The following is a 27000-nucleotide window of genomic DNA, read 5'->3' as shown; positions in this document are numbered from 1 at the left end:
GCGTTGATGCTATGGTTAGGCTCTTATTCATGAAGCCATGGCGCATAACTCAGACCTACCAACACTCCCTCGGGGCTCATAAACCTTGCAACTGTCTGCCCCCAAGGTTCAGTCCGGGATTCATGAACGAACTCCTGCCCCCTTTCCTTCAATTCTTTCACTGCCGCTTCCACTGCAGCTGGGTCCGCCAACTCAAATTCAATTGTAGCTGTCGGCTCAGGAACATGGTCAGGCCATTCCTCCTGCCCAAAACAAGATTGGGCCGCCATCGCGAGGGGCCATACCCCGAAATGATTCGCTCCTGGGAATTTATCCATGAAACGATAATCGTCCATCTTTTCTAGCGGCAGACCTAGCGCATCCTCATATAAGGACGTACTTGCCGCAGGGTCTTTGGTAATTGATGCAAAGCCTGCAATACACTTGATTTCCACTCAATTCCTCCGTGGATCATGGAGCCTAACACCTGAACTCAGGGGCATTTGCGCTTTGCGATAGCAAAGCGGGTGACGGGTCAAACGTCCCCTACAGCAACTGGTTAGGCCACACTGGCTCAACCTTTGATGATTGTGAAAAGAAGCGCGACGATTCATCGGCGGCCTATTCTTCAACACGGCTCGTGGGGTCACGATCTTGGGTGTAGCACCGGACAGATGGAAACGCCGGCAACCAAGACTCTCGACGGCTCGTCCAGAGTTCGTAGGTCGGGGTTAGTTGATCAGGAAAGTCCAGCGAACCTAGATTGACCTCGATTTCATCTGCGCTGCACGAATAGACCGATGAGCCGCATTGTGGGCAGAAATGACGCTCCTCATAGTTTCTGGTCTCGCCATCGATCATGACTGCGTCTCTGGGAAAAACGGCGGAAGCGTGAAAGAGGGCACCATGGTGCTTGCGGCAGTCAAGACAATGGCACAGGCCGACGCGATAAGGCTGGCCTGATGCCATAATTCGAACGGCACCACATAGGCAACCACCGTTGTATGTGGCCATTCATTGCCTCCAGTGAGCAGTACGCATCCGTGCGGCCTAACGCCTGGTTCAGGTGCGCCGTAGGCGTCACCTGGAACCACTTGTTACATTTTACTACTTAAGATCTGAAAAATCACAATCTAAAATGATTCTTCTGAGTTTGTTGTTATCACCTTTGCAGAAGCTTTTTAGCGCACAAAAGAGATTTGTATCATCTAGCTCACCTCTGAAATAAGGCTCAAGAACCCCGATATATCTATCATCTCCGTGTGGATCATACTCATCATTTACAAACAATAGGTCTTGAGCTTTCAGAACTTGAAATATCTGATAACCATAATCTCCAAATACTTGACCTACTTGGCTTGTGGGCATGACAATATTATTTTCATCTAAATTCCCATAAAGATTACGGGCAAACTGACCTTGCCCAACAACATAGAATAGGTATTCTCTTTGGTGTCTGGTCAGGTTTAATAGTATTTGTGCAAGTGATTTAAGATCGTTTAATAATTTCTCTCTATATTCAGGTTCATCTTCAAACCCTAAAAAAGAGATCAAAGCATTTGGCGTTGGTGCTGAATATGATGCCATTAGTCCCGAAGGAAGAATGCTATCAGATTTTTCAACTCTACTAACTAAGTTTTCTGCTAAGTAGCTTTCTATAAAAAAAATATCTCTATCGTGTAGGACAGATATAGCTTTGTATAAGTCATTCAGATTTATTACGCTGGTAGTAATATCTCGATCTGTTAAAGAACATAGATCTTTATTTGAAATAATTAGAAAGATCAATTTATCAAAATCACGATCTAATTGTTTTTCTTTAAACTTTGAAACTGTGTTTCTGAATTTTTGAATCGTAGATTCCGACGTAACTTGTATACACGTTCTAGAATCGTAATCACCTAAATCTATAGCTGGGTAATTATCTTGAATTGCGTTCATATCTCTCAGATGTAGGTTGTAAGCGATATTTAAAACATTAATAAAAAGTCTTTCGGCACTCTTATTGATGTCATTGAATCCCGCTTTATTTTGAATGGTCACAACATTTGAAAAAGTTGAAAATCTTTCTGCTAATACTTTTAGTGCATTTTCTCTTCTGATATCCATATGATTACTACTTAGCTGATTGTGAAATGTAACGCCATAGATAACCGGCAACGGCGCAGCCGTTGTCCGGCGCCGAAGGCGCGAAGTTAATCGTATTGTTAGGCTGCCGCTATAGCTGCCAGAGTCCATGGTTGTTGCCACCCTGAAGGTAGATAGCGAAAGTTCCGAAGCCGGGTATCTCAAGGGGAGGGTGAGCGATCTGGCCTCCTGCTTCAACGACTTCCTTAACTGCAGTCTCAATGTCATCAACCAGCCAATAGGGGCGGACCACCGGATCTTCATCACTGCGTAAAGGTGCCCGGACCCCGATCAGGCCTCCATCATCAAGTTTGGCGAGTCGAGCATTGCCAAGACTTTCTTCTCCAGCGCTGAATTGAGCTCCTATCGCTTTACCATAGGAAGCGCATACAGAATCCACATCGTTCGTTACGATCTCTAGGTATTGAATCTTCAAAACTGCATCCTTCGTAAAAGTGAATCACCAACTATGCTGCCTAACATTTTTAATCGTAGGCGTGCTCAAATTTCCCGCGACTGATCCCGCAAAGTTTCCGTTTATCCAATTGAAACCTCACGGGTCGTTTCACTTCTCCGTCAATTCGCGAAATCTGAAAACGTGCATGCTCATTTTTTCCGATAACCGTGCCGCATATTGCTTCGCGGCTTTTCTCTATCCTTTTGTTTTTCCAGACAACAAATTGAGACTATGCGCACTAAGTGAGCACCCACTTTCAGCATTCTCTGCCAGCCCTCGGTGTGCAGCCAGATATACTGTATATAAATCCATATTAGAACGAGCGCTGCAGCACCATCAGGAGGCCCTTGTTGACGTCCCTCCAACGGGCAATCAGTCATTGTTAATCAGGTGGCGCAGAGCTGGCGATGGGGCACAGTGAAAAGAACCGTTCGAGCACCCTACCGGGGGGACATGCCACCCGTGCAAGTCCCTCCCCTTAACTTCAAGGTGGCGACGTCATCACTCTCTGGCGGGAAGAAGTCACAAGTTCGGTAGGGACTGGGTGCTGCGCGTGGTGTGACATGACATAGAGACCGCCGACTTGTGGTTATGCCTTGTCACCTGATGCTGTCTTTCGAACAGCACGCCCGTGCCGTACTGCTTGTCGCACCGTACTGCTTGTCTCGCCGCCACTTGTCGCAACTCCGCACAGAACCTGTCGCCTTGTGCGATCCTAATTAAACTTGCTGATTTTCAGCATAGTCTGTGATCCTGGACATTTCGACCGGAAGGTGGCGCTAAAAATGGTTAGTCCCCTACGTAGTGAGAGCCTAGGCGGTATCGAAACTAGTCGGTGTCGAAAGGAGACGAGTGCTAGCCAGAGGCGAACAACAGGTTAGCGAGTAGAAACTGACAGAATATGATGGAAAGCTGCGGGGACGGCTGTGGTTGACGGCTCATAGCGCTTGAGACTGGTGTGCGCGCCCACGGGGGCCTCGCCGTGGCATAATGCGCCGGCATTTTCTGCCTGAACTCCAGACAGCCCGACCAAGGCGCCACAGGACACCCCATGCCACGTCTCGACCAACTCCTCGTCAGCCAGGGCCTGGTTCGCTCTCGCACCCGCGCCCAGCGGTTGATCCGCCACGGCCGTGTCTCCCGCCGGGATGACGGCAAGGTTTTGACACGCCCCGGGGAGAAGTGCCCCGACGACCTCGCTCTGGTGGTCGCAGAAGACCCGGAGGAGCGCTATGTGTCCCGCGCCGGACTCAAGCTGGAGGCGGTGCTCTCGGCGTTGGAACTGTCACTGGATGGTCGCCTGGTGCTGGACGTGGGCCAATCCACCGGGGGCTTTACCGACTGCGCCCTGGCCGCCGGCGCGCGTCACGTCATCGGCATCGAGGTGGGACACGGTCAGCTCGATGATAGCCTGCGGGGCGACGCCCGCGTCAGTTGTCTGGAGGGGCTCAACGCACGCCACTTGAGTGACAGCCGCGAACTCATGACGCTGATGGAGAAAATCGGTCGGCCGGAGGTGGCGGTGATGGATGTGTCCTTTATCTCGCAGACGCTGATTCTGCCCGAGCTGGCGACGCTGCTGGCACGGGACGCCCTGCTGCTGTCGCTGGTGAAGCCCCAGTTTGAGCTGGGGCCTGGTGCGGTGGATCAGCGAGGCGTGGTCAGCGACCCCCGCCGCTACGCCGAGGTCGAGCAGCGCACCCGCGACTGCTGCGCCTCGGTCGGCTTCGAGATCCTGCACTGGCAGGAAAGCCCAATCCTCGGCGGCGACGGCAATCGCGAGTTTCTGCTGCAGGCCCGCCGGCGCTAGCGATAGGCTGTGCGACGTGTCATGCGACGAGCTATGCGACATGCCATGCAACGTGCCATGCAGCATGGCTATGCAACGGGCCATGCAGCAGACCATGTAGCCTTTCGCCAGCGACCGCGGTCGGTCGCCCTCAGCGCCCGCCGGCGTCACCGCCCCCATCGCTGCCGCCGCCATCCCCGATACCGACGTCACCCGGGTCACCCTTGGCCCCGGGGGGCGGGTGGCCTTCCTGAGGGTCGCCCTTGACCCGATGCACGCCCTTCCACACGTCGCGCTGCCCCGAGCGTCGAATGTGTACATCGAGCTGGTCGAAGGCGATACGGATGCCATGCTCGGAGAACATGTCGCCGATGCGGCCATTGAGCTCGTCGGTGGCCAGCAGTCGATCCCCCAGGGCATTCACGTAGATGCGCAACTCGTACTCCATGGTGCTGGCGGTGTAGGCCATGAAGTAGATCTCCGGGGGCGGATCGGACAGTACCCGCTCGTTCTCCTCGGCGGCCTGCTCCAGCAGGCGATGCACCAGGCTGCGATCGGCGTCGTGGCTGACCCCATACTTCAACGTCACCCGCGTCACGCTGTCCGACAGTGACCAGTTGATCAACTGGTCGGTGACGAAGGTCTTGTTGGGGATGATGATCTCCTTGCGATCGAAGTCGGTGACCGTGGTCGCGCGGATGCGAATCCGGCTCACCGTGCCGGTGAGGTTGCCCAGGGTAATGGTGTCGCCGATGCGTACAGGCCGTTCGAACAGGATGATCAGACCCGAGATGAAGTTGGCAAAGATCTCCTGAAGACCGAAACCGAGACCCACGCCAAGCGCCGCTACCAGCCACTGCAACTTGGCCCATGACACCCCGAGTGCGCCCAGGGTCATCACCGTACCGGTGCCGACGATGGTGTATGACAACAGCGAACTGATGGCGTAGGCGCTGCCCTGCTTGAGCTCCAGGCGCGACAGCACCATCACCTCGAGCAGACCCGGCAGGTTGCGCGCCAGCATCATGGTCACCCCGGCGATGAACAAGGCCACCAGCACGTCGCCGACACTCAGGTTGTCCTCAAGCGCCTCGCCACCCTCTCCGGTGGCACCTTCCACCAGGGTGACGTTATCGAGGTAGCCGATGACCCCGAGAAAGTCGGTCCAGACCAGATACAGCAAGGCGGCGAAGCCGATGGTCAGCAGCAGCTTGGACAGCCTCAGCGACTGCTGGTTGACCTGCTCCATGTCCAGCGGCGGCTCTTCGACGATATCGAGGCCACGGTCGTTGTCGTCCTGGGCCAGGGCTCGCCGGCGAGCCAGCGCACGACGATAGGCCAGGCGTCGGGCCGCCACCGCCAGTCCGCGGACCACCGCTGCCTCGACCAGGATCCACACGCCCAGCAGGTACAACGAGATCACGAAGCGGCTGACCAGACTCAACGCCGAGTAGACGTAGCCATAAAGCACGGCACCACCCAGCACCACCGGCACCATCGCCAGCGCCAGCCCCAGCACCAGACGAAAGAGCTTCACCCCGAAGAAGGGGGTGTGGGCCATGATCAGCTTGCTGAGCGCCACGCTCATCCCAATTAGCCCCAGCAGCAACAGTCCGAGCCCCAGCGGGCGCTGGTTGAACGTCACCGCAGCGTCCCTGGCAAGCGGCGCGATCAGCAGCACCGGCGCCATGCTGACGCCAAGCCACAAAAGCCACCAGCGCAGCTTGCCCACGTACTTGACCGGCCAGTGGAAATGACGTGTCGCCACGCCGTCGCTGACCAGCAGGCGACGCGACCAGGCGACCACGCCCCAGGCCAGTGAAAGCTGCAGTACCGAGTAGCCGACATCCGCTGCCACCTCGGAGCCACCGAAGGTCAACAGCAGGCCGAAGGCCACCAGGCACAGCGGTCCCGGTGCGGCCACCAGGGCGTTCAATGCCACCGCCTTGGGCGTATGCAGCTGAGAATCGTAGCGAAGTCGACCGATCTGGTCGTGCAGGGTGACCAGGCGACGCATGATCGCGCGCCTGAGCGCCAGCAGCAGCAACACCACCAGCAGTACCGGGACCGCTACCCAGGCACCAGGCCCCGGCCAGCGCCAGTTGTGAGGCAGGATCTGGCGCCACTCGCCTTCCCGCCACTCCATCATCAGGTTCTGGGGGATCTTCATCAGCCAGCCGAGATCGATGGGCCTGGCGTTGGCCACCCAGAACAGCTGTTCGTCGATGCTGGTGCGCAACTGCGCACTGATGTCGAGCAACTGCTGCTGGTTGAGCTGCATATCGATGGCAGCCGTGAGGATCTGACCGTAGGTGGGCTCAAGCTGGCTGATCAGCTCACGCCGAGAATTGAACAGCTGCACCAGCGGCTCCACCAGGGGCTCGGGCTCAACCACCTCGGCCTGCGCCAACACCTCCCTTGCCAGTGCCTCCGGGGAGCGCAAGGCGTCGCGTTCGCTGTCGAGTTCGAACTGCGCCAGGCGTACATCGGCGATCTCGTCACGCAGGCCCGGCCGTGGCTGCACTTCGGGCAGCGATCCGCGCTGCTCACGCAGGATGCGCGACAACAGTACACTGCCGCGCACCGCCTCGATGTTCTGGGTCAGCCCCTGCTGCAGGCGACGCACCCGTTCGAGCTGGCGACGCACTTCGAGTCCATCACGCACCAGATCGTTGGCTCGCGAGGTGGCGTTGAGCAAGTCCCTGGAGAGCTGACGGTTGGTGGTCTGGGCCGCCTGAATCACCGGATGCCGTGAGATGGCCTCTGGCTCATCGCGTACCGCCTCGGCGATGGCCCGCTCGGTCTGCTCGCGGCGCAGTCGATCGAGCCGACCCTGCAGCGCGGAGACCCAGGCCTCCTCGCTTGCCGCCTCCAGTTTCAACAGCGCGAGGCGCTGCTGCAGCACCTCACGCATACGTGTATTGGTATTGAGCTGACGCTGGTGCAGCTCGAGCTGAGCCTCGGCCAGAGCCTGGCGCGCCCGCGCCGCCACCCGCAAGGGGGCATCTTCCGGCACGTCACGACGATTGAGGTCTTCGAGCTTGACCCTCGCCTCATCCATCTCCCGATTGGCCTCGGTGATGGCCTGTTGCGCCCGCTCCGGGAGCGTCTGGGCCCCCAGCAACTGGCTCTGCACACTGGTCAGGGTATCCTGGGTCGACTGCAGCACTCGGGTGGCGTCGCTCAGGCGTTGCTCGACGGCCGGCATCTTCAGCCCCTCGAGCTCAGCCAGATTGTGCGACTCGCCTTCTTCACTCTGGCGCAGCGCTTCCTCCAGCGCCGCCAGCCGTTCGGGTGCCTCCTCGATACGTCGCTCGAGACTCTCCAGGTCTCGCTCGACCTCGGCCAGCTTCTCCACCGCGTCGATCGCCTCGGACAGCGCATCGATCTCTTCCTGCGCCGTGGCGCTTGGGGGATCGCTGGCATTGGCGACGCGCTCGTCAAGGCGCGACTGCAGCTCTTGCTTGTCCGGCAGCCTCTTCTCGGGCGCTTCCTGGGCCACCACCGCAGATACCGACAGCAGAGACAGCAGCAACACCAGCAAGAGGGGGAGCATTCGGAAAAACGAAGAAGGCGAGCTGGGCATCTTAAGAGAACTTCCTGTCGCAGCGTGGAGGAGGCGAGATTCTCAACCCAGTGTGTCAGTATGGCAATCCAGTGCAAGATTCTTCCACGAAGTTGACTCGCTGCGCCGCCATGGTAGAACAACGCCTCAACCTGTCGAATGGATTCACCCTATGACCCGCCCCGCCGTCCGTTCCTCCCTGTTCCCTTCCCTGTTGGCGCTTGCCATCAGCGGACAGGCCGTCGCCGACGGCGGCCTGACCGACGCCGAGCGCGCGGCCAAGGAGGCGCGTATCGAGGCCCTGAAGGCTGAGCTCGCCAAGCTGGAAAATGAACTCGACGATGACGAGGCCCAGCGCGAGGGTGCACAGGCCGTGGCCGTCAGTAGCGCCGGCACTTCATCGACGGTCAACGCCGAAGCCCCCGACACCACCGGTCTGCCCGCCTCCGAGGAGATCGTTGCACGTGCCTCGGGCAAGCCCATCGAGGAGACCGTCGAGGAGCGTCGTCAGCTGGAGCAGGAGTCCGAGAGCAATCCGTTCTCGATCACCACCCACCGGCGCAACTACATCCTGCCGATCAGCTACAACACCAACCCGAATTCCGACGCCTTTCGTGCCGGTGAAGACGATGCCGACATGGACAACACTGAACTCAAGTTTCAGTTCAGTGCCAAGTTCAACATCGCCGAGGACGTGCTGTTGGACAACGCCGACCTCTACTTCGCCTACACCCAGAAGAGCTGGTGGCAGGCCTACAACAGCGACGAGTCCTCGCCGTTTCGCGAGACCAATTACGAGCCTGAGTTCTTCATCGACTTCCAGAACGACACCACCCTGTGGGGCTGGACCAACGTCAACAACCGCATCTCGCTCAATCACCAGTCCAATGGTCGCTCGGACCCGCTGTCACGCAGCTGGAACCGCGTCATCGGCACCACTGCCTGGGTCAACGACGAGTGGGCGCTGGCAGTCTCGCCGTTCTGGCGCATCCCGGAAGACGATAGTGATGACGACAACCCCGACATCGAGGACTACGTGGGTTATGCCGACGTCACCGTGGCCCGGCAGATGTTCGACACCCACGAAGCCAGCCTGCTGATGCGCGGCAATCCCGACGAAGGCAACTACGGCACCCAGCTAGACTACTCCTGGCCGCTGTTCGGCAAGGTGCGTGGGCACGTGCAGTACTACTATGGCTACGGCGAGAGCCTTATCGACTACGACGAGCGGGTGAACCGCCTGGGTATCGGCTTCAGCCTTAACCCGCTGTTCTCGGCAGGCAGCTTCAATCCGTGATGCCGGCGGCGGCCAATTGTGCTTCTTTGCACAGTCGGCCGCCGGCCATTGCCGTGACTGCTATTCTGATGCGAGCATGAACGGGTAAAGATTCATCTTTGGTACCGTTAATCCACCTGCGTCAAAGGAAGACACGATGGCTACACGAAGCTCCAGCACCACCGCCAGCAAGTCCAACGCCAAGAGCGCTGCAAGCGACGCGGACACCAGCAGCTCCAGCGCCTCCACCGAGCAACTCAGGGACGACCTCAAGCAGCTGTCGAGCACCCTCGAGGACCTGCTGAGCGCCACCGCCGACGACTCCAGCGAGACCGTCAAGGAATGGCGCAGCAAGGCAGAAGCGCGACTGAAGGATACCCGTGCTCGCCTCGAAGCCACTGGAGAGCGCGTCTATCGTCAGACCCGCGACAGCGTCACCGACCAGGTCGATGCCTGTGATCGCTACGTCCACGACAACCCCTGGAAGAGCATCGGCATCGGTGCTGCCGTCGGCTGCATCGTCGGTATGCTGATCGGGCGGCGCTGATGGCAGACAGCCAAGGACCGGCACAACGGCTATTCGGGGCGGGCAAGCGGGTCCTCTCGACCCTGATCGCCACCGGCGAGACGCGCCTGCGTCTCGCCGTTCTGGAACTCGAGGAAGAACGCGCTCGACTGGTAACCCTAGCCCTGTTGCTGGGGCTGAGCATGGTGCTGCTGATGCTCGGCATCGCCACCCTGACGGCCTTCGTCGTGGTGCTGTTCTGGAACTCCTTCCGGCTTACCGCCATCGCCGTATGCGCGGCGGTGCTTCTGGCAGGAGGCGTCGGGCTGGCCCTGGCGGCAATGCGCCTGGCACGCCGTCGCACGCTGCTGGTCAGCACCTTGAAGCACCTGGCACTGGATCGAGAGCTTGCCGAAGAATCGATGCGGCCGGACGTCGATGAGCCACATCGTCGATGAGCCGCCATCTTTCTGCCGACACGTCAGGGAGCAATGCCATGAGCCGCGATGACCGCCGTGCGAGCCCCTCTCGCGCCGAGCGCAAGGCCGAACTCGAGGCCACCATCGAACAGCAGCGGCTGGACATCCTGCTGGCCTCGCGCCGTTTCCATCTTGCCGGAGAGCGCATCGACGCCGGCTGGCAGGCGCTTAGTCGCTATCGTACGCCGGCCCTGCTTGCCGCCGGCACGGCGCTGATTCCCGTGCTGCGCCACCCCGGCCGACTGGCTCGCTGGGGTCGCAAGCTGGTTGTGACCGGTCTCGCCATCCAGCGCGTCAGGCGCCTGGTCAAGCGCTGACAGGACACCGCCACCCCACTGTCCAGCTCTACAGCACCCAGCCCCTCTGCGCCCAGACCTTCAGCGCCCCAACCTTCAGCCAAGAAAGTTTGTTGTTGCAGCGACTACCAAGACCGTATACAAAACAACGTCAATATCCCCTGGTGAACAACGCCATTCACTGCACAAAGCTGTGCTAAAGTCGTTGTTCTAGTTCATCAAATTCACGGGGCGAATTGCGATGCGGATGTTGTCGCTTTACAGCATCAAGGGGGGCGTGGGCAAGACGGCGTCGGCGGTCAATCTAGCCTGCGAAGCCGCCGCCTGTGGCCACAGGGTGCTGCTGTGGGACCTGGATCCCCAGGCGGCAACGACGTTCTATCTGAAGATCAAGCCCAAGATCCGCGGTGGCGTCGAGAAGCTGGTGAAAGGCAAGGCGGCCTTCAACAAGGTCATCCGCTCGACCAACGTGGATGGCCTCGATGTGCTGCCGGCCTCGCTGGACTCCCGCGAGATGGACCAGCTGCTCGAGCATCATGGCTCCAGTCATCTGCGTCAGATCCTCGGCAAGGTACGCGACGAGTACGATCTGGTCATCCTGGACTGCCCACCGACGCTGTCCCACATGTCCGAGAACATGTTCACCAGCGTCGACGCCCTGCTGGTGCCGGTGGTGCCTTCCACCCTTTCGCTACGCACCCTGGAGCAACTCGAGACCTTCCTCGACGACCAGGACCTGGTCTGCCCGCTGTGGCCCTTCATCACCCTGGCCGATCGGCGCCGCACCATGCATCGCGAGGTGATGGAAAGCTTCGGCAAGCGCTGGCCGCTGCGGCTGTCCAGCGTCATCCCGGCGGCCAGTGCGGTGGAGCGCATGGGGCTTGAGCGCGCCCCAGTACGCCACTTTGCCCCCTATACCCCAGCGTGCCGCGCCTACGCCAGCCTGTGGAAGGAGATCGAACAGCGCCTGGCCTGATTGAACGGCCCGAGGCTTGTTCTTGGGCGCCCTCAGTTCCGCCCGCGGTCTGTTTCAGCGCTATTGCGGCGCCTTCATCAGTGTCACGGCCTCATTGATCCTGGCCTCGAGACGCTCCAGGCGCGGCTTGCGACATAGCGCCTGCACTCGCTTGAGATTCTGCTCTGTCTGCGCCTCGTGGTGCGCGTGCAGCAGCATGAAGCCGCGTAGATGGCGAGGCGCGGTGGCCCTGGGTGAGGCCTGCTCGAGCGCTGCCTCCAGGCGATCCAGGGTTTCTTCCTCGGTATGCAAGAGCGCCGCCGTGGTCAGGACGTCGCCCCTCACCAGGTCGTCGTGGAGATCGCCAAAGGCATCCTGAAACGTCTTCAGCTCTTCCTCGAGCTCGGCGAAGACCTCGCCCTGTTCCCGCCAGGGTCGCAGCAGGTAGCGCAGTCGCTTGCCGGTGATACGCGGCCGGTGCAGCGTCTCTTCTTCCTCACGCCCTTTTACCGCGGCGAGTTCCTCAAGCCAGCCCTCACCAAGCCGGGCCAGTACCTGGGCCGAGGCGTCACCAAACCGCGGCTCCCTGCCGGTCTTGTTGCTGCCTTTTTTCTTGTCCTTGTTCTTGTCCTTCTTCTTGCTGTCCTTGTCTTTGCCCTTGTCCTTGAGAGCGGCCTTGCCGGCAGCCTCGCGCAGGCGGGTGTCGAGCAGCGGAAACCCCGCCACACTGGCGTCGATGGAGGCGTACTCCTGTTCCACCTGCGCCGCCAGGCGCTCCCGCCACCAACCGATGGCGCCACGCTCCGGCGCTCCCGTCGTCTCGGCCACACTATCGAGCCAGGCCAGCATCACCTCACCGTCGCGAGCGTCGTTGGTGGCTCGCGCCAGCGCCGTCAATTGGCGCAACAGCGCCTTGTCGATCGTAAACCCCGGCTGATCGCCAAACTCCTTGATGGTGCTGCGAAGGCGCCTCAAGGCCACCCGAAAGTCGTGCAGCCCTTCGCTGTCCTCGGGGTCCTGGATGCGCGGATAGGCCTGACGAGCCTCATCGAGCATCTCGAGGATGACGGCTTCAAGCACCGTCCCCAGCCGCCGTTGTCCCAGCGCCTTGGCCATACACTCTCTCCTGAACAAGAAATAGATGATGCATTCAAGCGTAGCGCAGAAACTCAGCGATCCGACAGTCCGCCGGCCAGGCGCATCAGGCGTACCGCCTCGGCGCGATAGCCGTAGCGGTCCTTGCCCTTGCTGGCCTCGGCCAGCACGATAGCCTCATCCCAACCCCAGTCGCCCAGGTAGCGATCGTCACCCAGCAGCTGGCCGAAGCCGGCGATGGCGGCGGCGAAGGACGCCTCGCTGTCGGCTGTCGTCAGGCCTGGCGAGATCGGCGTCTCGATCAGGCGGCTTTGCGACTCCCCCGGCACCTTGTAGCGCAGCGCCACATGCCCCAGCTCGTCATGCTGGCCCCCCGTCACTTGCTGTCCCTGCTGATAGCGAGATGGCCGGGTCAGGGCAGCGCTCGAGCCCACCGGGGCAATCTCGTAGAGCGCCGTCACCTGATGACCCGCACCGATGTCGCCGGCATCGACGCGGTCGTTGCGGAAGTCCTCTCGCCTGAGCGCGCGGGTCTCGTAGCCGATCAAGCGGTACTCCTGCACCCGCGCCGGATTGAATTCGACCTGCACCTTGACGTCGTTGGCGATGGGCTCGAGCGACGCCGCCAGTTGGTCCACCAGCACCTTCTGCGCCTCGGCCAGACTGTCGATATAGGCGGCCTGGCCGTTGCCATACTGGGCCAGCGACTGCATCACGGCGTCGTCGAGATTACCTCGGCCAATGCCCAGCACCGACAGATACACGCCGCCCTCACGCCGGTCGGCGATAAAGCGCTCGAGCGCCTCGGGATCACTCAGGCCAAGATTGAAATCGCCGTCGGTGGCCAGCAGCACCCGGGTCGTCTCGTCCTCGCCGTTCATCTGCCCCGCCAGCCGATAGGCCTGGCTCAGGCCGGCTTCGCCGGCGGTACCGCCGCTGGGCGCCAGGCTCTCGAGCGCTTGCATGATCTCCTCTGTGTTCGATGCCTCAGTCGGTGCCAGTGCCACCCCGGCGCTGCCGGCGTAGGTGACGATGGCGACCTCGTCGTCGTCATTCAGCTCACCCAGCAACAGCGCCATGGAGCGCTTGAGCAAGGGCAGCTTGTCTGGCGAGCGCATCGAGCCGGAGGTGTCGATCAGCAGCACCAGGTTGACCGGCGAGCGGGGGCCAGGCGTGGCCGCCCTGCCCTGCAGCGCCACGCGCACCAGCTGACGCTCGGGATTCCACGGCGAGGCAAAGACATCGACCATCGGGCGAAAGGCCTCGGCGTCCGGCTGGGGGTAGTCGTAGCCGAAGTAGTTGATCATCTCCTCGATGCGCACCGCCTGGGGCGGCGGCAACTGTCCCTGCATCAGCGAAGAACGCACCACCGCGTAGCTTGCCGTGTCCACGTCCACCGAGAAGGTCGATACCGGCGTCTCGGCGGTCACCCTGACACTCGAGGCGTCGAACTCGGGATAGGCTTCCGAGGTGGCGGTGGGCACCTGGACGGAAGGTCCCGGGCTCGGCAAGGGTGCTATCCGTGCGACCTCCTGACTCGGCATCAGGCCGCGCATCTCCATCGATGTCGAAGGAGAGAGCGACGTCGATGGTGGAGAAGAGAGCGCGGGAGATCGCGACACAGAGAGCCTCGGTGCCTCGGCCAACTGAGTGACCTGCCCCGCAGACTTGCTTTCCGTCTCGACAGCGGTCACGACGGCCGTATCAAGGGACATGTCACCGATCATCTGGTCTGCCACCGGTCCTGTCTTGCTCGCCACAATCGCCAGACGTTCGCCCTCGTTCGACTCAGGGGCAGACTCGGGCTTGCTGGCAGTTCGAGGTAGCGAGACGGCCGTCTCGGCATCCTGGCTCGGCTCGGGCCCTGTCATGGCGTCGAAGTCCTGGGCCTGGGGCCACAGCAGGTAAAGCCCCAGTGACAACGCCGCCAGCGAGGCGGCGGCAGCTACTGATGGTCGACGATGCAATGGGCGACGGTGTGACGGGCTGTGGCTAAGCGATCGGTTCATGCTGGCATCCCTCCGGGGTGAACGCGGCCGCGACCTGATGTCGTCGCGACCTTCCCCCGAGAGACGTGGCTCGGCGTTGGACTCTTGGTCGGCGGCCTGACGTTGATCGAACCGGTCAAGCGCCGCCTTTAGATGCCCGGACTTCACCTCCGCCTCCGGCGCGGGTGCCGATGACAGGGCCCGTTCGAGGCGCTTCAGCTCATCACTCATCTTTCCTCCTCCGCCTGGGCCAGCGCGCTCAATTGTCGTTTCACCTCGCTCATGCGCCAGGCCACGGTACCTTCTGAAACCTCCAGCACCTCGGCCACCTGCGCCTGGGTCATGCCTTCGCCCAGGGACAGCGCCACGGTGTCACGCAGGTCAGTCGATAGAGTCGCCATCGCCCTGGCGAGCCAGCGCTGTTCATCGTCGCGCTGTCGATTGCGCTGGTGTCGGCCACGCTCCCAGGCCTCCCAGCCCTCGGCAGCCTTGCGCCGCGTGGCTTGCTGCCGGCGACGATCGTGGGCGGCGTTGACCGCGACCCGATAGAGCCAGGTGGTAAAGGCGGCGCGCCCATCGAAGCGGATTAGCTTGTCGGGCAACGCAAGACAGATGTCCTGGGTCAGATCCTCGGCCTCGGCGCGGCTGCCAGTCAGCCGCCAGGCCAGCGCAAACATCCGGTCGTAGTGGCGAGACAGCAGGCACGCAAAGGCCTCACGCTCGCCTCCGGCGGCGCCCTTCACCAGTTCTACATCCGTTGGCGCCCGGGTTTCGGGCTCTTGAATCGACAAGTGGCCGCTCCTCGCGGTCGGGCTCTCGGAAATACACATCAGCCCACAGGGGGGCATCTACATGTAAAGACGTCGCTGGTAGCCGATTCCTTGGGCGGCTGAGAAAAAAAGTGGCGGACAGGCATCGCTTGAACAGGAAGCCTCCACGTCTGCAAACGGTAGTAGCACAAAAAGAGGCGGCCCGTAGGCCGCCTCCCCCGCGATTTACCACCTGGGCTTGCGCTCAGGTCCAGGACGCCAGGTACCGCGGCGTCCTGGCTTTGCTGCCTTGCGCTCCTCAGGAGGGCAGCGTACCGGCGCTCTTGTGGCGCCAGCGTTGCACGCCCCAGATCGCCGCGCCCAGTCCCAGGCCGATCAAGTCGGTGACGAGGCCACCGGAGATCATCGCCAGGGCGGCTGCCCCAAGCACCACACGCTGGAGCAGATTCGCCGGAGCCGCCAGGAAATAGCCCTGAAGCGCCGCCGCCAGCAGATAGATGCCGATACCGGCGGTGATCGCCACCCTCAGGATCGCCCACCAGGTCCCCTGCATCAGAAGCTCGGGGCTGTAGAAGAACATGAAGGGCACGATGAACGCCGCCAGGCCGAACTTGAACGAAGTGGCCGCGGTCTTCAGCGCATTGGTGTTGGAGATCGCCGCCGCCGCGTAGCCGGCCAGCGCCACTGGTGGCGTGATCGCGGACAGAACCGCGTAGTAGAACACGAAGAAGTGTGACACCAGCGGCGAGATACCGATCTGCTGAAGCCCCGGCGCCACCACCGACGCCGCCACCGCGTAGGCCGCCGTGGTCGGCATGCCCATGCCAAGCAGAATCGAGATGCACATGGCGAAGAACAGCGCCAGGAAGTGGCTGGTGTCGGCCAGCCCCAGCAGCATGGAGGCAAAGCGCGCACCGACGCCGGTCAGCGAGATCACGCCGACGATGATGCCGGCACAGGCGCACACTGCGATCAAGGGCACCGACATTCGGGCCCCCAGTTCCAGCGCCCGCAGCAAGGCCTTGGGCCCCATCCAGTGCGGCGTCAGCCAGGACACCACGGCGGCGCTGGCCATCGCCAGGGTACCGGCACGGATCACCGAATAGCCCATGAACAGGGTGGTGATCAGGATGATGATCGGCAGGAACAGATAGACCCGCTTGAGCATCTCGGTGACCAGCGGCAACTGGTCCTTGGGCAGACCCTGCATGCCGTCGCGTCGGGCTTCCAGGTCCACCATCAGATAGATGGCGAGGAAGTACAGCGCCGCCGGAATCAGCGCGGCGAAGGCGATCTCGGTATAGGGGATGCCGGTGATCTCGGCCATGATAAAGGCGCCGGCGCCCATGATCGGTGGCACGATCTGGCCACCGGTGGAGGCTGCCGCTTCGATGCCGCCCGCGCTGAGCGGATGGTAGCCCACCCGCTTCATCAACGGGATGGTCAGCGAGCCGGTGGCCACCACATTGCCCGCCGAGGTGCCGTTGATCATGCCCATCAGCCCCGAGGCGAATACCGCCACCTTGGCCGGACCACCGCGCGAACGCCCGGCCACGGCGAAGGCGAAGTTGACGAAGTAGTCCCCGACCTTGGAGGCCTGCAGAAAGGCGGCGAAGGTGATGAATAGGATAATGTAGGTGGACGACACCGCGGTGGTCGGCCCCAGCACCCCGCTGTCGGTGTACAGGTAGGTGAAGAAGCGCTTGGCCGTGTAGCCGTCATGTTCGAGGATGCCCGGCAGGTAGGGCCCGGCAAAGGCATAGAGCAGGAAGACACTGGTGATGGCGATCAGCGCCAGACCGGCGATACGCCGGGTCAGCTCCATGATCAACAGCACCCCACTGGCCGAGACCAGCAGTTCAGGCGTGCCCACCAGCGGAGTGCCCGCCGCCATGCGCCAGCGTCCCAGTACGAAGATCAGGAAGGCCGCCACCACCAGCGCCGATACCATCAGCGCCAGATCCGGCCAGTGAATGCGATCACCACGACTGGGAAAGCACCAGCTCGATACCACCCCCGCCACGCTGGCGATCGCCAGCGCCACCGCCAGATGCAGCGGCAGCCAGTTGGTCACCGCCACACCGGGGCCTTCGCTCAGCCCCCACAGGGCCAGCGCGCAGGCACCCGCGTAGCCACTGGCGAGTGCCGTGATCAGCGCAGCGAGACGTTCGAGTCCTGCTGGCCTTGAGCCCTTGCCGGCCCCGCCTTCAGGGTCCACCGACATCGCTGCGGTGATGGCGAAGCCGACCATCAGTCCACCGGCGATGTGCAGAATGCGAAAGGTCCAGGTCTCGATCGGCGCGATATTCAGCGCGTAGAGGTGCATCGCGGTAAACAGCACGCAGCCGAGCATCACTGTCCTGCCGACCAGCCCGCCGAGGACGCGCTCGTTGTGGGCACGGGGCAGCTCGTCGGCGCCATCCGCCACCACCGTCTGAAGCGGAGCCACCTCGTCGGCGGGCTCCGGTTGTCTTGTCGTTGTCATCTCGCTGTACCTCAGGTCACGAGGGCCGAGGCCCTGTCGGACCCCGGCTCACGAGCTTCAAGGGCCGACCGTCTCAGACGGCCGGCGCCATAGCACTTCAGCCTTCCAGATCGTCCGGGATGTCGTAGCCGTTCTCCTCGAACCAGCGCACGGCGCCCGGATGCCAAGGCATGAAGCTGTTCTGGGAGAAGTTTTCCGGCAGCGTCTCCTTGGCCGAGCCATGGACCTTGAGCATGCGCTCATGCTCTTCCATCACGGCCTTGGTGACCTCGTAGACCAGTCCCTCCGGCATGTCCTTGTGGGTGATGGCGAAGTTCCAGATCGACACCGCCGGTGTCGGCTCGTCCAGCGACTGATAGGCGCTGGCCGGGATCGACGAGGCGCTGAGTGCTGGGAAGTCCTCGAGGAACTGCTCACTCTCCTCCGGCGAGAACGAGAAGATGTTGACGTCGGCCTGGGCTTCCAGCTGACTGAACGCCGATACCGGAATCCCCGAGGCGAAGGCGAACGCATCGAGCAAGCCATCCTGGACCTGACCGGCCTGGTCGGCAGCGCCGCCGTTGCGGGTATCTGCCTCGATCCCGAGCTTGTCGAAGATCTGCGGGAAATACAGATCACCGGTACCACCGGCCGGCCCGATACCGACGGTCTTGCCGTCGAGGTCATCGATGGAGTCGATGCCCGAGTCCTCGAGCGCGATCACCTGCAGCGCCGTCTGGTACATCGGGAAGACCGCGCGCACGTCGGTGTGCTCGACCCCCGGAGCCAGCTGGCTGTTGCCCTGCCAGGCCTGGTAGGCCGGTCCCATGGTGACCATGCCGAACTCGTGCTCGCCCATCTGCACCATGGTGACGTTCTGTACCGGGCCACCGGTAACCTCGGCGCCGAACGAGATGCCGGTGCGCTCACCGACCAGGTTGCCCCAGCCGCTGCCGTAGATGTAGTAGGTAGCGCCCTGGCTACCGGTGCCGATGGTGACACTCTGGGGCCAGTCACTCTGGTCGTCGGCGGCCATGCTCGGACTCGCCGCCACCGCGGCGATCACTGCACTGAAAAGAAGGGTTTGGGATTTCATGGCGTTGCTCCTTGGCGTTGTGATTGTTACTGCCAAGCCTCTCGATGGGCTCGTGGAGCGGGGAGTCTCTGCGCGGAAGCCGAGCCTCCCCGAATCCCGCGTCGGTGTTTCGGCATCGATGCCATCCGACGGGGACAAGGTCATCGCCTCCTGCCCGCAGGGGCAGGAAACGACGGGGGCTCAGGCTCAGCCCTGGGCCTCGATGTCGGCGCAGATGGCAGCCGTCACGTCGCGGGTCATGGCGTCGCCGCCCAGGTCCTTGGTCTGCATGCCGGACTCGGTCAGGCGCTCGATGGCTGCCATCAGGCGCTCGGCGGCGGTATTCTCGCCGAGGTATTCGAGCATCATCGCCGCGGTCCAGAACGAACCCACTGGATTGGCGATCCCCTGGCCCGCGATATCGAAGGCAGAGCCATGGATCGGCTCGAACATGGAGGGGAAGCTGCGCTCGGGGTTGAGGTTGGCGGTAGGCGCAATACCCAGGCTGCCGGAAAGCGCTGCCGCAAGATCCGAGAGGATGTCGGCGTGCAGGTTGGTGGCGACCACCACATCCAGGGTCTCGGGCTTGAGCACCATGCGGGTGGTCACCGCATCGACCAGCTCACGATCGATCTCGACCTCGGGGAAGTCCTTGGCCACCTCGAAGAACACCTCGTCCCACAGCACCATGCCGTGACGCTGGGCATTGGACTTGGTCACCAGGGTCAGCTTCTTGCGCAGGCGGCTCTGGGCCATCTCGAAGGCAAAGCGATGGATCCGCTCGATGCCCTTGCGCGAGAAGATGGAAAGCTCGGTGCCGATCTCGTCGGGCAGCCCCTGGTGCACGCGCCCGCCGTTGCCTGAGTACTCACCCTCGCTGTTCTCGCGGATGATCACCCAGTCGATCTTGTCGGCGCCCTCGAGACGACTCTTCACACCCGGCAGCACCCGAGCGGGGCGCACATTGGCGTACTGATCGAAGCCCTGGCAGATGGCCAGGCGCAGATCCCACAGCGACACGTGGTCGGGCACGTCCTGGCTGCCCACGGCGCCAAAGTAGATGGCGTCGAACTTCGCGAGCTTCGCAAGGCCACCCTCGGGGATGTACTCGCCCTGTTCCAGATAGCGCTTCGAGCTCCAGTCGAAGTCTTCGAATTCGAAGCTGAAGTCGCCGCTCTTCTTGGCCAGCGCCTCGATGACCTGCTTGCCTGCCTCGATGACCTCAAGGCCGATACCGTCACCGGGAATCACCGCCACCTTATGCGTTCTCATCTGCTGTCACCTCACTGAAGATTCTGTAAACCGGAGGTCTTGCCGGGTTCACGAAGGCTAGGTGACAGGGACAATTGGCGGCAATAGACTGGCGGTTGAAGCTACCATGACGCCTGGGTTAACCATGAAATCGCTTGCCGACCTCGAATTCTTTATCATCCTGTGTGAAGCGGGCAGCCTGTCGCGCACCGCAAAGGATCTCGACATCACCCCGGCTGCTGCCAGCAAGCGCTTGGCAAATCTGGAAAAATCCCTGGACACCCAGCTTTTTTACCGCACCCCGAGAGCCATGAGTCTGACCCCGGACGGGGTCGTCATGTTGCGCTACGCGAAGCGAATGCTGGCCGACATGGAAGCGCTTCACCATGCACTAAAGGTGAACGCCGACGAAGCCTCGGGACAGATAAGAATCAACGCCCCCTTCGGATTCGGTCGACGTCATATTGCTCCTTTCGTCGCATCTTTCGTCGAACAATTCCCCGATATCGACTGTCAGCTTCACCTCTCGGATCACCCGCTTAATCTGGTGGCAAATGCCTTCGATATCGGTATCCGATTCGGCACCCTTCCCGACTCGGGACTGCATGCCAGAAAGATCGCCTCCCACCGACGTCTGCTTTGTGCATCACCCGAATATCTGAAGAAACACGGGCATCCCGGCACCCCGGAAGCATTGAGCGAACACAACTGCATCGTGCTCAGACAGAACGAGGACACCTACGGCAACTGGCGCTTCACCCGGGGAGAGCGTCACCATCAGGTCAAGGTCCGTGGCAACCTGTCGGCCAACGACGGCGAGAGCGTGCTGACCTGGGCCATTCGCGGCCACGGCATCGCCGTGCGCGCCGAGTGGGACGTGCACGAACATCTGGAGCAGGGACGCCTGGTACGGGTGCTGCCGGACTACCAGCTACCCAACGCCGACATTTACGCGGTCTACCCCTACGCCGATCACCTGCCGATCCGCATCCGCCGCTTTATCGACCACCTGGTCAGCGAGATGAAGGCCTTGCCGTCGCACGAGTAGGCAGGGGGGGACGAAGCGTCTACACCGACTGGCCGCAGGCCACGGCCGACGCCCAGGCCCACTGGAAGTTGTAGCCGCCGAGTTCGCCGGTGACATCGAGCACCTCGCCGATAAAGCGAAGCTGGGGCAGGCCCTGGACTTCGAAGGTCTTCGACGAGATGGCGTCGACGCAGACGCCGCCCATGGTCACCTCGGCGGTGCGCCAGCCTTCGGTGCCGGAGGGCTTGATGCGAAAGCGGTTGAGGAAGTCCGCCCAGGCCGCAAGGCTTGCGTTGGAGCGCTCGGCGAGTACGCCGTCATCGCCTTGCCACTCCACCAGGGACTGCGCCAGGCGCTTGGGGTAGTGCTCGGACAGCCAGGTGGACAGGCGACGCTTGGGGGTATCGCGGCGGGCCTGACACAGCGCCTCGAAGGCGTCCTTGCCGGGCATCAGGTCGATCTCGAGGTCGTCGCCGGGCTGCCAGTAGCTGGAGATCTGCAGCATGGCGGGACCGGACAGCCCACGGTGGGTAAACAGCAAGGGTTCACGATACTCGCCCCCGCGACAGCGGGCGACGACGTCGGTGGACACCCCGGCAAGCGCCGCCGCCCGCTCCTTCCACTGCGAAGTCAGGGTAAAGGGCACCAGCGCCGCCCGGGTATCGGTGACCTCCAGGCCGAACTGACGGGCGATATCGTAGCCAAAGCCGGTGGCGCCCATGCTGGGGATCGACAGCCCACCGGTGGCGACGACCACCGCGCCGGCATCGATGCGCCCGGCGGAAGTGGCCAGGCGCATGCCCTCGCCCTGGCGTTCGATGCGCTCGACACTGGTCTTCAGGCGTAGCTCGACGCCGGCCCAATCGCACTCGGTCAGCAGCACCTGGAGCAGGTCCTTGGCGGAGTCGGCGCAGAACAACTGTCCCGGCGCCTTCTCGACGTACTCGAGGCCGTGGCGTTCGACCAGCTCGACGAAGTGCTCGGGGCGATAGCGCTTGAGCGCCGAGATGCAGAAGTGGGGATTGGCGGAGAAGAAGTTGGCCGGGGTCGTCGCCATATTGGTGAAGTTGCAGCGCCCGCCGCCGGACATCAGGATCTTCTTGCCCGGCTTGTTGGCGTGATCGATCACCAGCACCGAGCGTCCGGCGTAGCCCGCCGTCAGCGCACACATCAGACCGGCGGCTCCGGCACCAATCACTACCACGTCAACCTTCATGGATCATTCCCCTCACCGCCCGTTGTTCGCATCACGCCCTGGCGCCCTCGTCGGCCGCGCCTCACCCTGGGCTTGTCGCCATGTGCAAGCGCGCTGCCGAAACCCTTGGCGCAACAAAAGCCCGCCATACTAGCAGAGCCGTCCACTCGATTCGCCCTGAAACACCGTGGCATGCAACGGCCTGTTGTTACTCGGCGAACGACTTGCGAAAAGATTGTGCAACCCGCACCTTGCTCAAGCCAGCGAGGCCATGTCTCAGGCATGCTGTCGCTATCCTCGGACACTTGTGTACGACCATCGTATCCGATCGTTTACGCTGTGCGTCGGCCACGCCTCGAGCGCCGTCCACCGTAGAATGCCCAACGCAGGAAGCTTGCCATGCCGTCAGTTCGTTGCCCCAGGACCCTATCGCATCGCACGTCGAGACCAGGGAGGATGGGGGTTCGCCTGGCCCTGGCTCTGGTGTTGGCCCCGGTGCTGGCGGGTGTGGTGTCGCCCAGCCTGGCGCAGCAGCGCGGTGCCGGCACCCTGGGGCCTCCCCCCACCCCGGTGATCGCCGCCGAGGTGACCCAGGAGGCCTGGTCCGATCCGCTGGAGTCGCTGGGGACGCTATCGGCCAACGAGAGCGTGACCCTGTCGGCCACGGTGACCGACACCGTCTCGGCGCTCAACTTCGAGGGCGGCGAAGAGGTCAGCCAAGGCGATGTGCTGGTGGAGCTGTCCGACATCGAGGAACGCGCCGCCCTGCGCGAGGCCCAGGCACTGCGCACCGAGCGACAGAACGCGGTCAATCGCTTCGCTCAGCTCGAAAGCCGCAATCTGGCGCCCCGCGCCGACGTCGAGGACAGCCGTGCCCAGCTTCAGCAGGTGGACGCCACCATCGCCGGGCTCGAGGCGATGCTCGAGAACTACCGGGTCAAGGCACCCTTCGACGGCGTGGTCGGGGTGCGCGATATCAGCGTCGGCACCCTGGTCACCCCGGGCACCGAGCTGACCACCCTGGACGACGTCTCCCACATGAAGCTCGACTTCGACGTGCCGGAGGTGCAGCTCGGTTCGCTGTCGCGGGGGCTCACGCTTACCGCCACCACCGCGGCCTACCCGGACCGGGTGTTCGAGGGCGAGATCGCCACCATCGACTCGCGCATCGACCCGATCAGCCGCAGCATCTCGGTACGCGCCCTGCTCGACAACGAAGAGAGGCTGCTGCGTCCCGGCATGCTGATGCGGGTGACCATCGCCAGAAGCCCCCGTCAGGCGCTGGTGATTCCCGAGTCCGCGCTGGTCCCGGAAGGCCAGCGCCAGCGGGTGTGGGTACTGACCACCCGCGAGCCGACGTCGACCGAGGCCGGTGAGGTGGTCCGCCGGGATATCGAGGTGGGCTCCCGGCGCGAGGGCGACGTGGAAGTCGTCAAGGGACTCGAGGCCGGCGAGCTGGTGGTCACCCACGGCAATGACCGCCTGCATGAAGCCTCCCGGATCACGCTGATCGGCATCGAGGACGAGACCACCAGCGTCAGCGACATCCTGCTCGAGCAGCGCCAGGGAGACGACACCTGATGCGCCTGTCCGACGTTTCCGTCCAGCGCCCGGTGCTGGCCACCGTCCTCGCCGCCCTGATCGTCGCCTTCGGCCTGCTGGCGCTGACCCGTCTGCCGCTGCAGGAATACCCGACCATCGATCCGCCCATCGTCAGCATCCGCACCGCTTACCCCGGGGCGTCCGCCGACGTGGTCGAGACCCGTATCACCCAGGTACTGGAAGAGCGCATCGCCGGCATCGCCGGCATCGAGGTGATCTCCTCCACCTCCACCGACGGCAGCTCCAATATCAACGTCGAGTTCAGCCTGTCCACCGACATCGACGCCGCCGCCAATGACATGCGCGACCGTATTTCCGGCGCCGCCGACAATCTGCCGGACGAAGCCGACCCGCCGGAGGTGCGCAAGGAGGACACCAGCTCCGAGGTGGTGATGTGGCTGATGCTGTCCGGCGAGGGCTATACCACGGCGGAGCTGACCGACTACGCCGAGCGCTACCTGGTGGACAGCTTCTCGGTGCAGGAAGGCGTTTCCGGGGTGTTCGTCGGCGGCGCCAAGGAATACGCCATGCGGGTGTGGCTCGACAATGACGCCCTGGCCGCCCGCGGGCTGACCGTCAGCGACGTGGAGTCCGCGCTCCGGGCTGAAAACGTCGAGCTGCCCGGCGGTGCGGTGGAGTCACAGGATCGCCAGTTCATGGTGCGCCTGCCACGAAGCTTCTCGACCCCCGAGGACTTCCGCGCCCTGGTGCTCGATCGCGGCGAAGGCGGCTATCTGGTGCGGCTGGCCGACGTGGCCCGGGTGGAACTCGGCACCGTGGAGGAGCGCTCGCTGTTTCGCGGCAACGGCCAGACGGTGGTGGGCCTTGGCATGGTCAAGCAGTCCACCGCCAACGTCATGGCGCTGTCCAAGGCGGTGCGCGCCGAAATGCAACGGCTGTCCCCTCGCCTGCCGGACGGCATGAGCCTGTCACTCAACTACGACGCCTCCACCTTCGTCTCCGGCGCCATCCGCGAGGTGGTCAGCACCCTGTTGATCGCCATCGGCCTGGTGGTGGTGGCAATCTTCGTGTTCCTCGGTAACCTGCGCACCACCCTGGTGCCGGCGGTCACCGTACCGGTCACCCTGATCGGCACCTTCGCCGCCCTGGCGGCCATGGGCTTCACCATCAACCTGCTGACCCTGCTGGCGCTGGTGCTGGCCATCGGCCTGGTGGTGGACGACGCCATCGTGGTGCTGGAGAACATCCATCGACGCATGCATCTGTATGGCGAGACACCGCTGGTGGCGGCCTTCCGCGGCGCCCGCCAGCTGGCCTTTGCGGTCATCGCCACCAGCCTTGTGCTGATCGCGGTGTTCGTGCCCCTGAGCTTTATTCAGGGCGACGTCGGCAAGCTGTTCACCGAGTTTGCCCTGACCCTGTCGGCGGCGGTGGCCATCTCCACCCTGCTGGCGCTGACCCTGACCCCGATGATGGCCTCCAAGATCCTGTCGCCAAGCCTTCACGAGGGGCGCCTGGCCCACTGGGTCGACGAAGGGCTGAACTGGGCCCAGGGCGTCTACCGGGCTTGCCTGGAGGTCGTGCTCAAGGCGCGCTGGCTGGTGGTAGCCTGCTTTGTGGCGATGCTGGCCGGGATCGCCTGGCTGTATCCTCAACTGCCGGCCGAGTACACCCCGCGGGAAGACCGCGGCACCTTCTTCGTCATCATCAGCGGCCCGCCCGGCGCCACCTTCTCCTATATGGAGGACTACATGGACGAGGTCGAGGCACGGCTGCTGCCCCTGCGCGAGACCGGCGAGGTCGAACGGGTGCTGATCATCGCTCCCCAGGGGCGCGGCAACACCGAGAACTTCAACTCCGGTTTCGCCATCGTCGGCCTGTCGGACTGGGCCGAGCGTCGACCCGCCTGGCCGATCATGAACGAGGTGCGCCAGTCACTGGCCGACCTGCCCGGCATCCGCGCCTTCCCGGTGATGCGCCAGGGCTTCGGCGGCGGCACCGAACAGGGCGTACAGTTCGTGCTTGGCGGGGGCAGCTACGAGCAGCTGGTGACCTGGCGCGACGCCCTGATGGACCATATTCGCCAGACCAATCCGAGACTGTTGAACCTCGAGAGCGACTACGAGGAAAACCAGCCCCAGCTCAACGTCAATATCGACTACACCCGCGCCGCGGATCTCGGCGTCACCGTCAGCGAGATCGGCCGCACCCTGGAGACACTGCTGGGTGGCCGCACCGTGACCCGCTTCACCGACCAGGGCGAAGAATACGACGTCATCCTCGAAGGCGAGCGCGGCTCCACCCCCACGCCGAGTTCCCTGGACAACGTGCGGGTGCGCTCGGACCGCACCGGTGAGCTGATCCCGCTGTCTAGCCTGGTCACCGTCGAGGCCTTCGCCGGGCCCAGCCAGCTCAACCGCTACAACCGCCTGCGCGCGATCACCCTGCAGGCCGATCTGGCCGACGGCTACTCCATGGGCGAAGCGCTGGACTACCTCGAGAACGCCGTCAGTGAGGTGCTGCCGGCGGGCGTGCAGACCGACGTCAAGGGCGCGGCCCGGGACTATCGCGAGTCCACCGGCGCCACCACCTTCCTGCTGGTACTCGGCACCCTGGTGGTCTTCCTGGTGCTGGCGGCCCAGTTCGAGAGCTTCGTCCATCCGCTGGTGATCATGCTGACGGTGCCCCTGGCCATCGGCGGGGCCCTGCTCGGCCTGTGGCTGACCGGTCAGTCGCTGAATATCTATAGCCAGGTGGGCCTGGTCATGCTGGTGGGGCTCGCCGCCAAGAACGGCATTCTGATCGTCGAGTTCGCCAACCAGCTCAGGGACGAAGGCACCGAGTTCCGCGAGGCGCTGATGCGTGCAGCCATGACCCGCCTGCGTCCCATCGTGATGACCTCGGTCACCACCATCGCCGGCAGCGTGCCCTTGATCCTGTCCAGCGGCGCCGGCGCCGAGACGCGCATCGTCATCGGCACCGTGATCTTCACCGGCGTCGCCGCCGCCACCTTCTTTACGCTGTTCGTAGTACCAGTGGCCTACGATCTGATGGCACGGCGCACCGGCTCGCCCGGCGACGTGGCGCGCAAGCTGGAGCGAGAGATGGAACAGTCGCCGGACGCCCACTGAACCGTTGTCCTGG

21 protein-coding genes are annotated in these 27000 nt (G+C 62.8%); 9 read left to right on the top strand and 12 right to left on the bottom strand.

What is annotated here, in order from left to right; genetic code table 11:
* Positions 1–23: 23 nt before the first annotated feature.
* The 4 genes from KUW00_RS13255 to KUW00_RS13240 all read right to left on the bottom strand — a co-directional run bounded on the left by KUW00_RS13255 (position 24) and on the right by KUW00_RS13240 (position 2542).
* A complete protein-coding gene (locus KUW00_RS13255) occupies positions 24–434 on the bottom strand; it encodes a VOC family protein (RefSeq protein WP_124804317.1) in 411 nt (136 codons plus the stop codon).
* A 166-nt stretch (positions 435–600) separates the two neighbouring features.
* Positions 601–948 (bottom strand): GFA family protein, encoded by a 348-nt coding sequence (locus KUW00_RS13250; RefSeq protein WP_261392204.1) that lies wholly within the window; start codon positions 946–948, stop codon positions 601–603.
* Between the two features lie 138 nt (positions 949–1086).
* Complete coding sequence (locus KUW00_RS13245; protein WP_222569279.1) at positions 1087–2217, bottom strand: SMEK domain-containing protein; 1131 nt, start codon at positions 2215–2217, stop codon at positions 1087–1089.
* A complete protein-coding gene (locus KUW00_RS13240) occupies positions 2198–2542 on the bottom strand; it encodes a VOC family protein (protein ID WP_222569278.1) in 345 nt (114 codons plus the stop codon). Before KUW00_RS13240 ends, KUW00_RS13245 begins: the two co-directional genes overlap by 20 nt.
* 1072 nt (positions 2543–3614) lie before the next feature.
* On the opposite strand from KUW00_RS13240, the gene KUW00_RS13235 reads away from it, so the two are divergent.
* Positions 3615–4373, top strand: a complete 759-nt coding sequence (locus tag KUW00_RS13235) for a TlyA family RNA methyltransferase (RefSeq protein ID WP_222569277.1) — start codon at positions 3615–3617, stop codon at positions 4371–4373.
* Positions 4374–4503: 130 nt separating this feature from the next.
* Here KUW00_RS13235 and mscK read toward each other — a convergent pair whose 3' ends face one another.
* Positions 4504–7908 (bottom strand): mechanosensitive channel MscK, encoded by a 3405-nt coding sequence (gene mscK, locus KUW00_RS13230; RefSeq protein ID WP_261392162.1) that lies wholly within the window; start codon positions 7906–7908, stop codon positions 4504–4506.
* Between the two features lie 181 nt (positions 7909–8089).
* Here mscK and KUW00_RS13225 point away from each other — a divergent pair, with 181 nt between their 5' ends.
* From KUW00_RS13225 to KUW00_RS13205, 5 genes are all read left to right on the top strand, one after another.
* Positions 8090–9214, top strand: coding sequence for a phospholipase A (locus KUW00_RS13225; RefSeq protein ID WP_222569275.1), 1125 nt, complete (start codon positions 8090–8092; stop codon positions 9212–9214).
* 136 nt (positions 9215–9350) lie between these two features.
* The gene (locus KUW00_RS13220; RefSeq protein ID WP_045993309.1) at positions 9351–9740 is read left to right on the top strand and encodes a YqjD family protein; all 390 of its coding nucleotides are present in this window, start codon (positions 9351–9353) and stop codon (positions 9738–9740) included.
* The gene (locus KUW00_RS13215; protein ID WP_045993310.1) at positions 9740–10156 is read left to right on the top strand and encodes a phage holin family protein; all 417 of its coding nucleotides are present in this window, start codon (positions 9740–9742) and stop codon (positions 10154–10156) included. The genes KUW00_RS13220 and KUW00_RS13215 overlap by 1 nt, the downstream gene beginning before the upstream one ends.
* Positions 10157–10194: 38 nt before the next feature.
* Positions 10195–10494, top strand: coding sequence for a YqjK-like family protein (locus KUW00_RS13210; protein ID WP_045993311.1), 300 nt, complete (start codon positions 10195–10197; stop codon positions 10492–10494).
* 220 nt (positions 10495–10714) lie between these two features.
* The gene (locus KUW00_RS13205) at positions 10715–11449 is read left to right on the top strand and encodes a ParA family protein (protein WP_124804312.1); all 735 of its coding nucleotides are present in this window, start codon (positions 10715–10717) and stop codon (positions 11447–11449) included.
* A gap of 60 nt (positions 11450–11509) precedes the next feature.
* Here KUW00_RS13205 and KUW00_RS13200 read toward each other — a convergent pair whose 3' ends face one another.
* The 6 genes from KUW00_RS13200 to KUW00_RS13175 all read right to left on the bottom strand — a co-directional run bounded on the left by KUW00_RS13200 (position 11510) and on the right by KUW00_RS13175 (position 20092).
* Complete coding sequence (locus KUW00_RS13200; protein WP_222569274.1) at positions 11510–12544, bottom strand: CHAD domain-containing protein; 1035 nt, start codon at positions 12542–12544, stop codon at positions 11510–11512.
* A 53-nt stretch (positions 12545–12597) separates the two neighbouring features.
* A complete protein-coding gene (locus tag KUW00_RS13195) occupies positions 12598–14742 on the bottom strand; it encodes a vWA domain-containing protein (protein WP_222569273.1) in 2145 nt (714 codons plus the stop codon).
* A complete protein-coding gene (locus KUW00_RS13190; protein WP_222569272.1) occupies positions 14739–15302 on the bottom strand; it encodes an RNA polymerase sigma factor in 564 nt (187 codons plus the stop codon). The genes KUW00_RS13195 and KUW00_RS13190 overlap by 4 nt, the downstream gene beginning before the upstream one ends.
* Before the next feature lie 277 nt (positions 15303–15579).
* Positions 15580–17766, bottom strand: coding sequence for a TRAP transporter permease (locus tag KUW00_RS13185; protein ID WP_045993314.1), 2187 nt, complete (start codon positions 17764–17766; stop codon positions 15580–15582).
* Between the two features lie 97 nt (positions 17767–17863).
* Positions 17864–18841, bottom strand: coding sequence for a TAXI family TRAP transporter solute-binding subunit (locus KUW00_RS13180; RefSeq protein WP_222569271.1), 978 nt, complete (start codon positions 18839–18841; stop codon positions 17864–17866).
* A 186-nt stretch (positions 18842–19027) separates the two neighbouring features.
* The gene (locus KUW00_RS13175; RefSeq protein WP_222569270.1) at positions 19028–20092 is read right to left on the bottom strand and encodes a tartrate dehydrogenase; all 1065 of its coding nucleotides are present in this window, start codon (positions 20090–20092) and stop codon (positions 19028–19030) included.
* A 124-nt stretch (positions 20093–20216) separates the two neighbouring features.
* Between KUW00_RS13175 and KUW00_RS13170 the strand changes: the two genes are divergently transcribed.
* Complete coding sequence (locus tag KUW00_RS13170; RefSeq protein WP_222569269.1) at positions 20217–21119, top strand: LysR family transcriptional regulator; 903 nt, start codon at positions 20217–20219, stop codon at positions 21117–21119.
* Between the two features lie 19 nt (positions 21120–21138).
* Here the strand turns inward: KUW00_RS13170 and KUW00_RS13165 are convergent, their stop codons facing one another.
* On the bottom strand, positions 21139–22314 hold the full coding sequence (locus KUW00_RS13165; RefSeq protein WP_222516917.1) for an NAD(P)/FAD-dependent oxidoreductase: 1176 nt from the start codon (positions 22312–22314) through the stop codon (positions 21139–21141).
* Between the two features lie 435 nt (positions 22315–22749).
* Between KUW00_RS13165 and KUW00_RS13160 the strand changes: the two genes are divergently transcribed.
* A complete protein-coding gene (locus KUW00_RS13160) occupies positions 22750–23874 on the top strand; it encodes an efflux RND transporter periplasmic adaptor subunit (protein WP_222569268.1) in 1125 nt (374 codons plus the stop codon).
* Complete coding sequence (locus KUW00_RS13155) at positions 23874–26987, top strand: efflux RND transporter permease subunit (RefSeq protein WP_222569267.1); 3114 nt, start codon at positions 23874–23876, stop codon at positions 26985–26987. Before KUW00_RS13160 ends, KUW00_RS13155 begins: the two co-directional genes overlap by 1 nt.
* Positions 26988–27000 lie beyond the last annotated feature (13 nt).

Source organism: Halomonas sp. DP5N14-9, assembly GCF_019802175.1.
Lineage (GTDB): Bacteria > Pseudomonadota > Gammaproteobacteria > Pseudomonadales > Halomonadaceae > Halomonas > Halomonas litopenaei.
The sequence above is the reverse complement of the archived record's forward strand: the minus strand, read 5'-3'. Positions and strand labels throughout refer to the sequence as shown.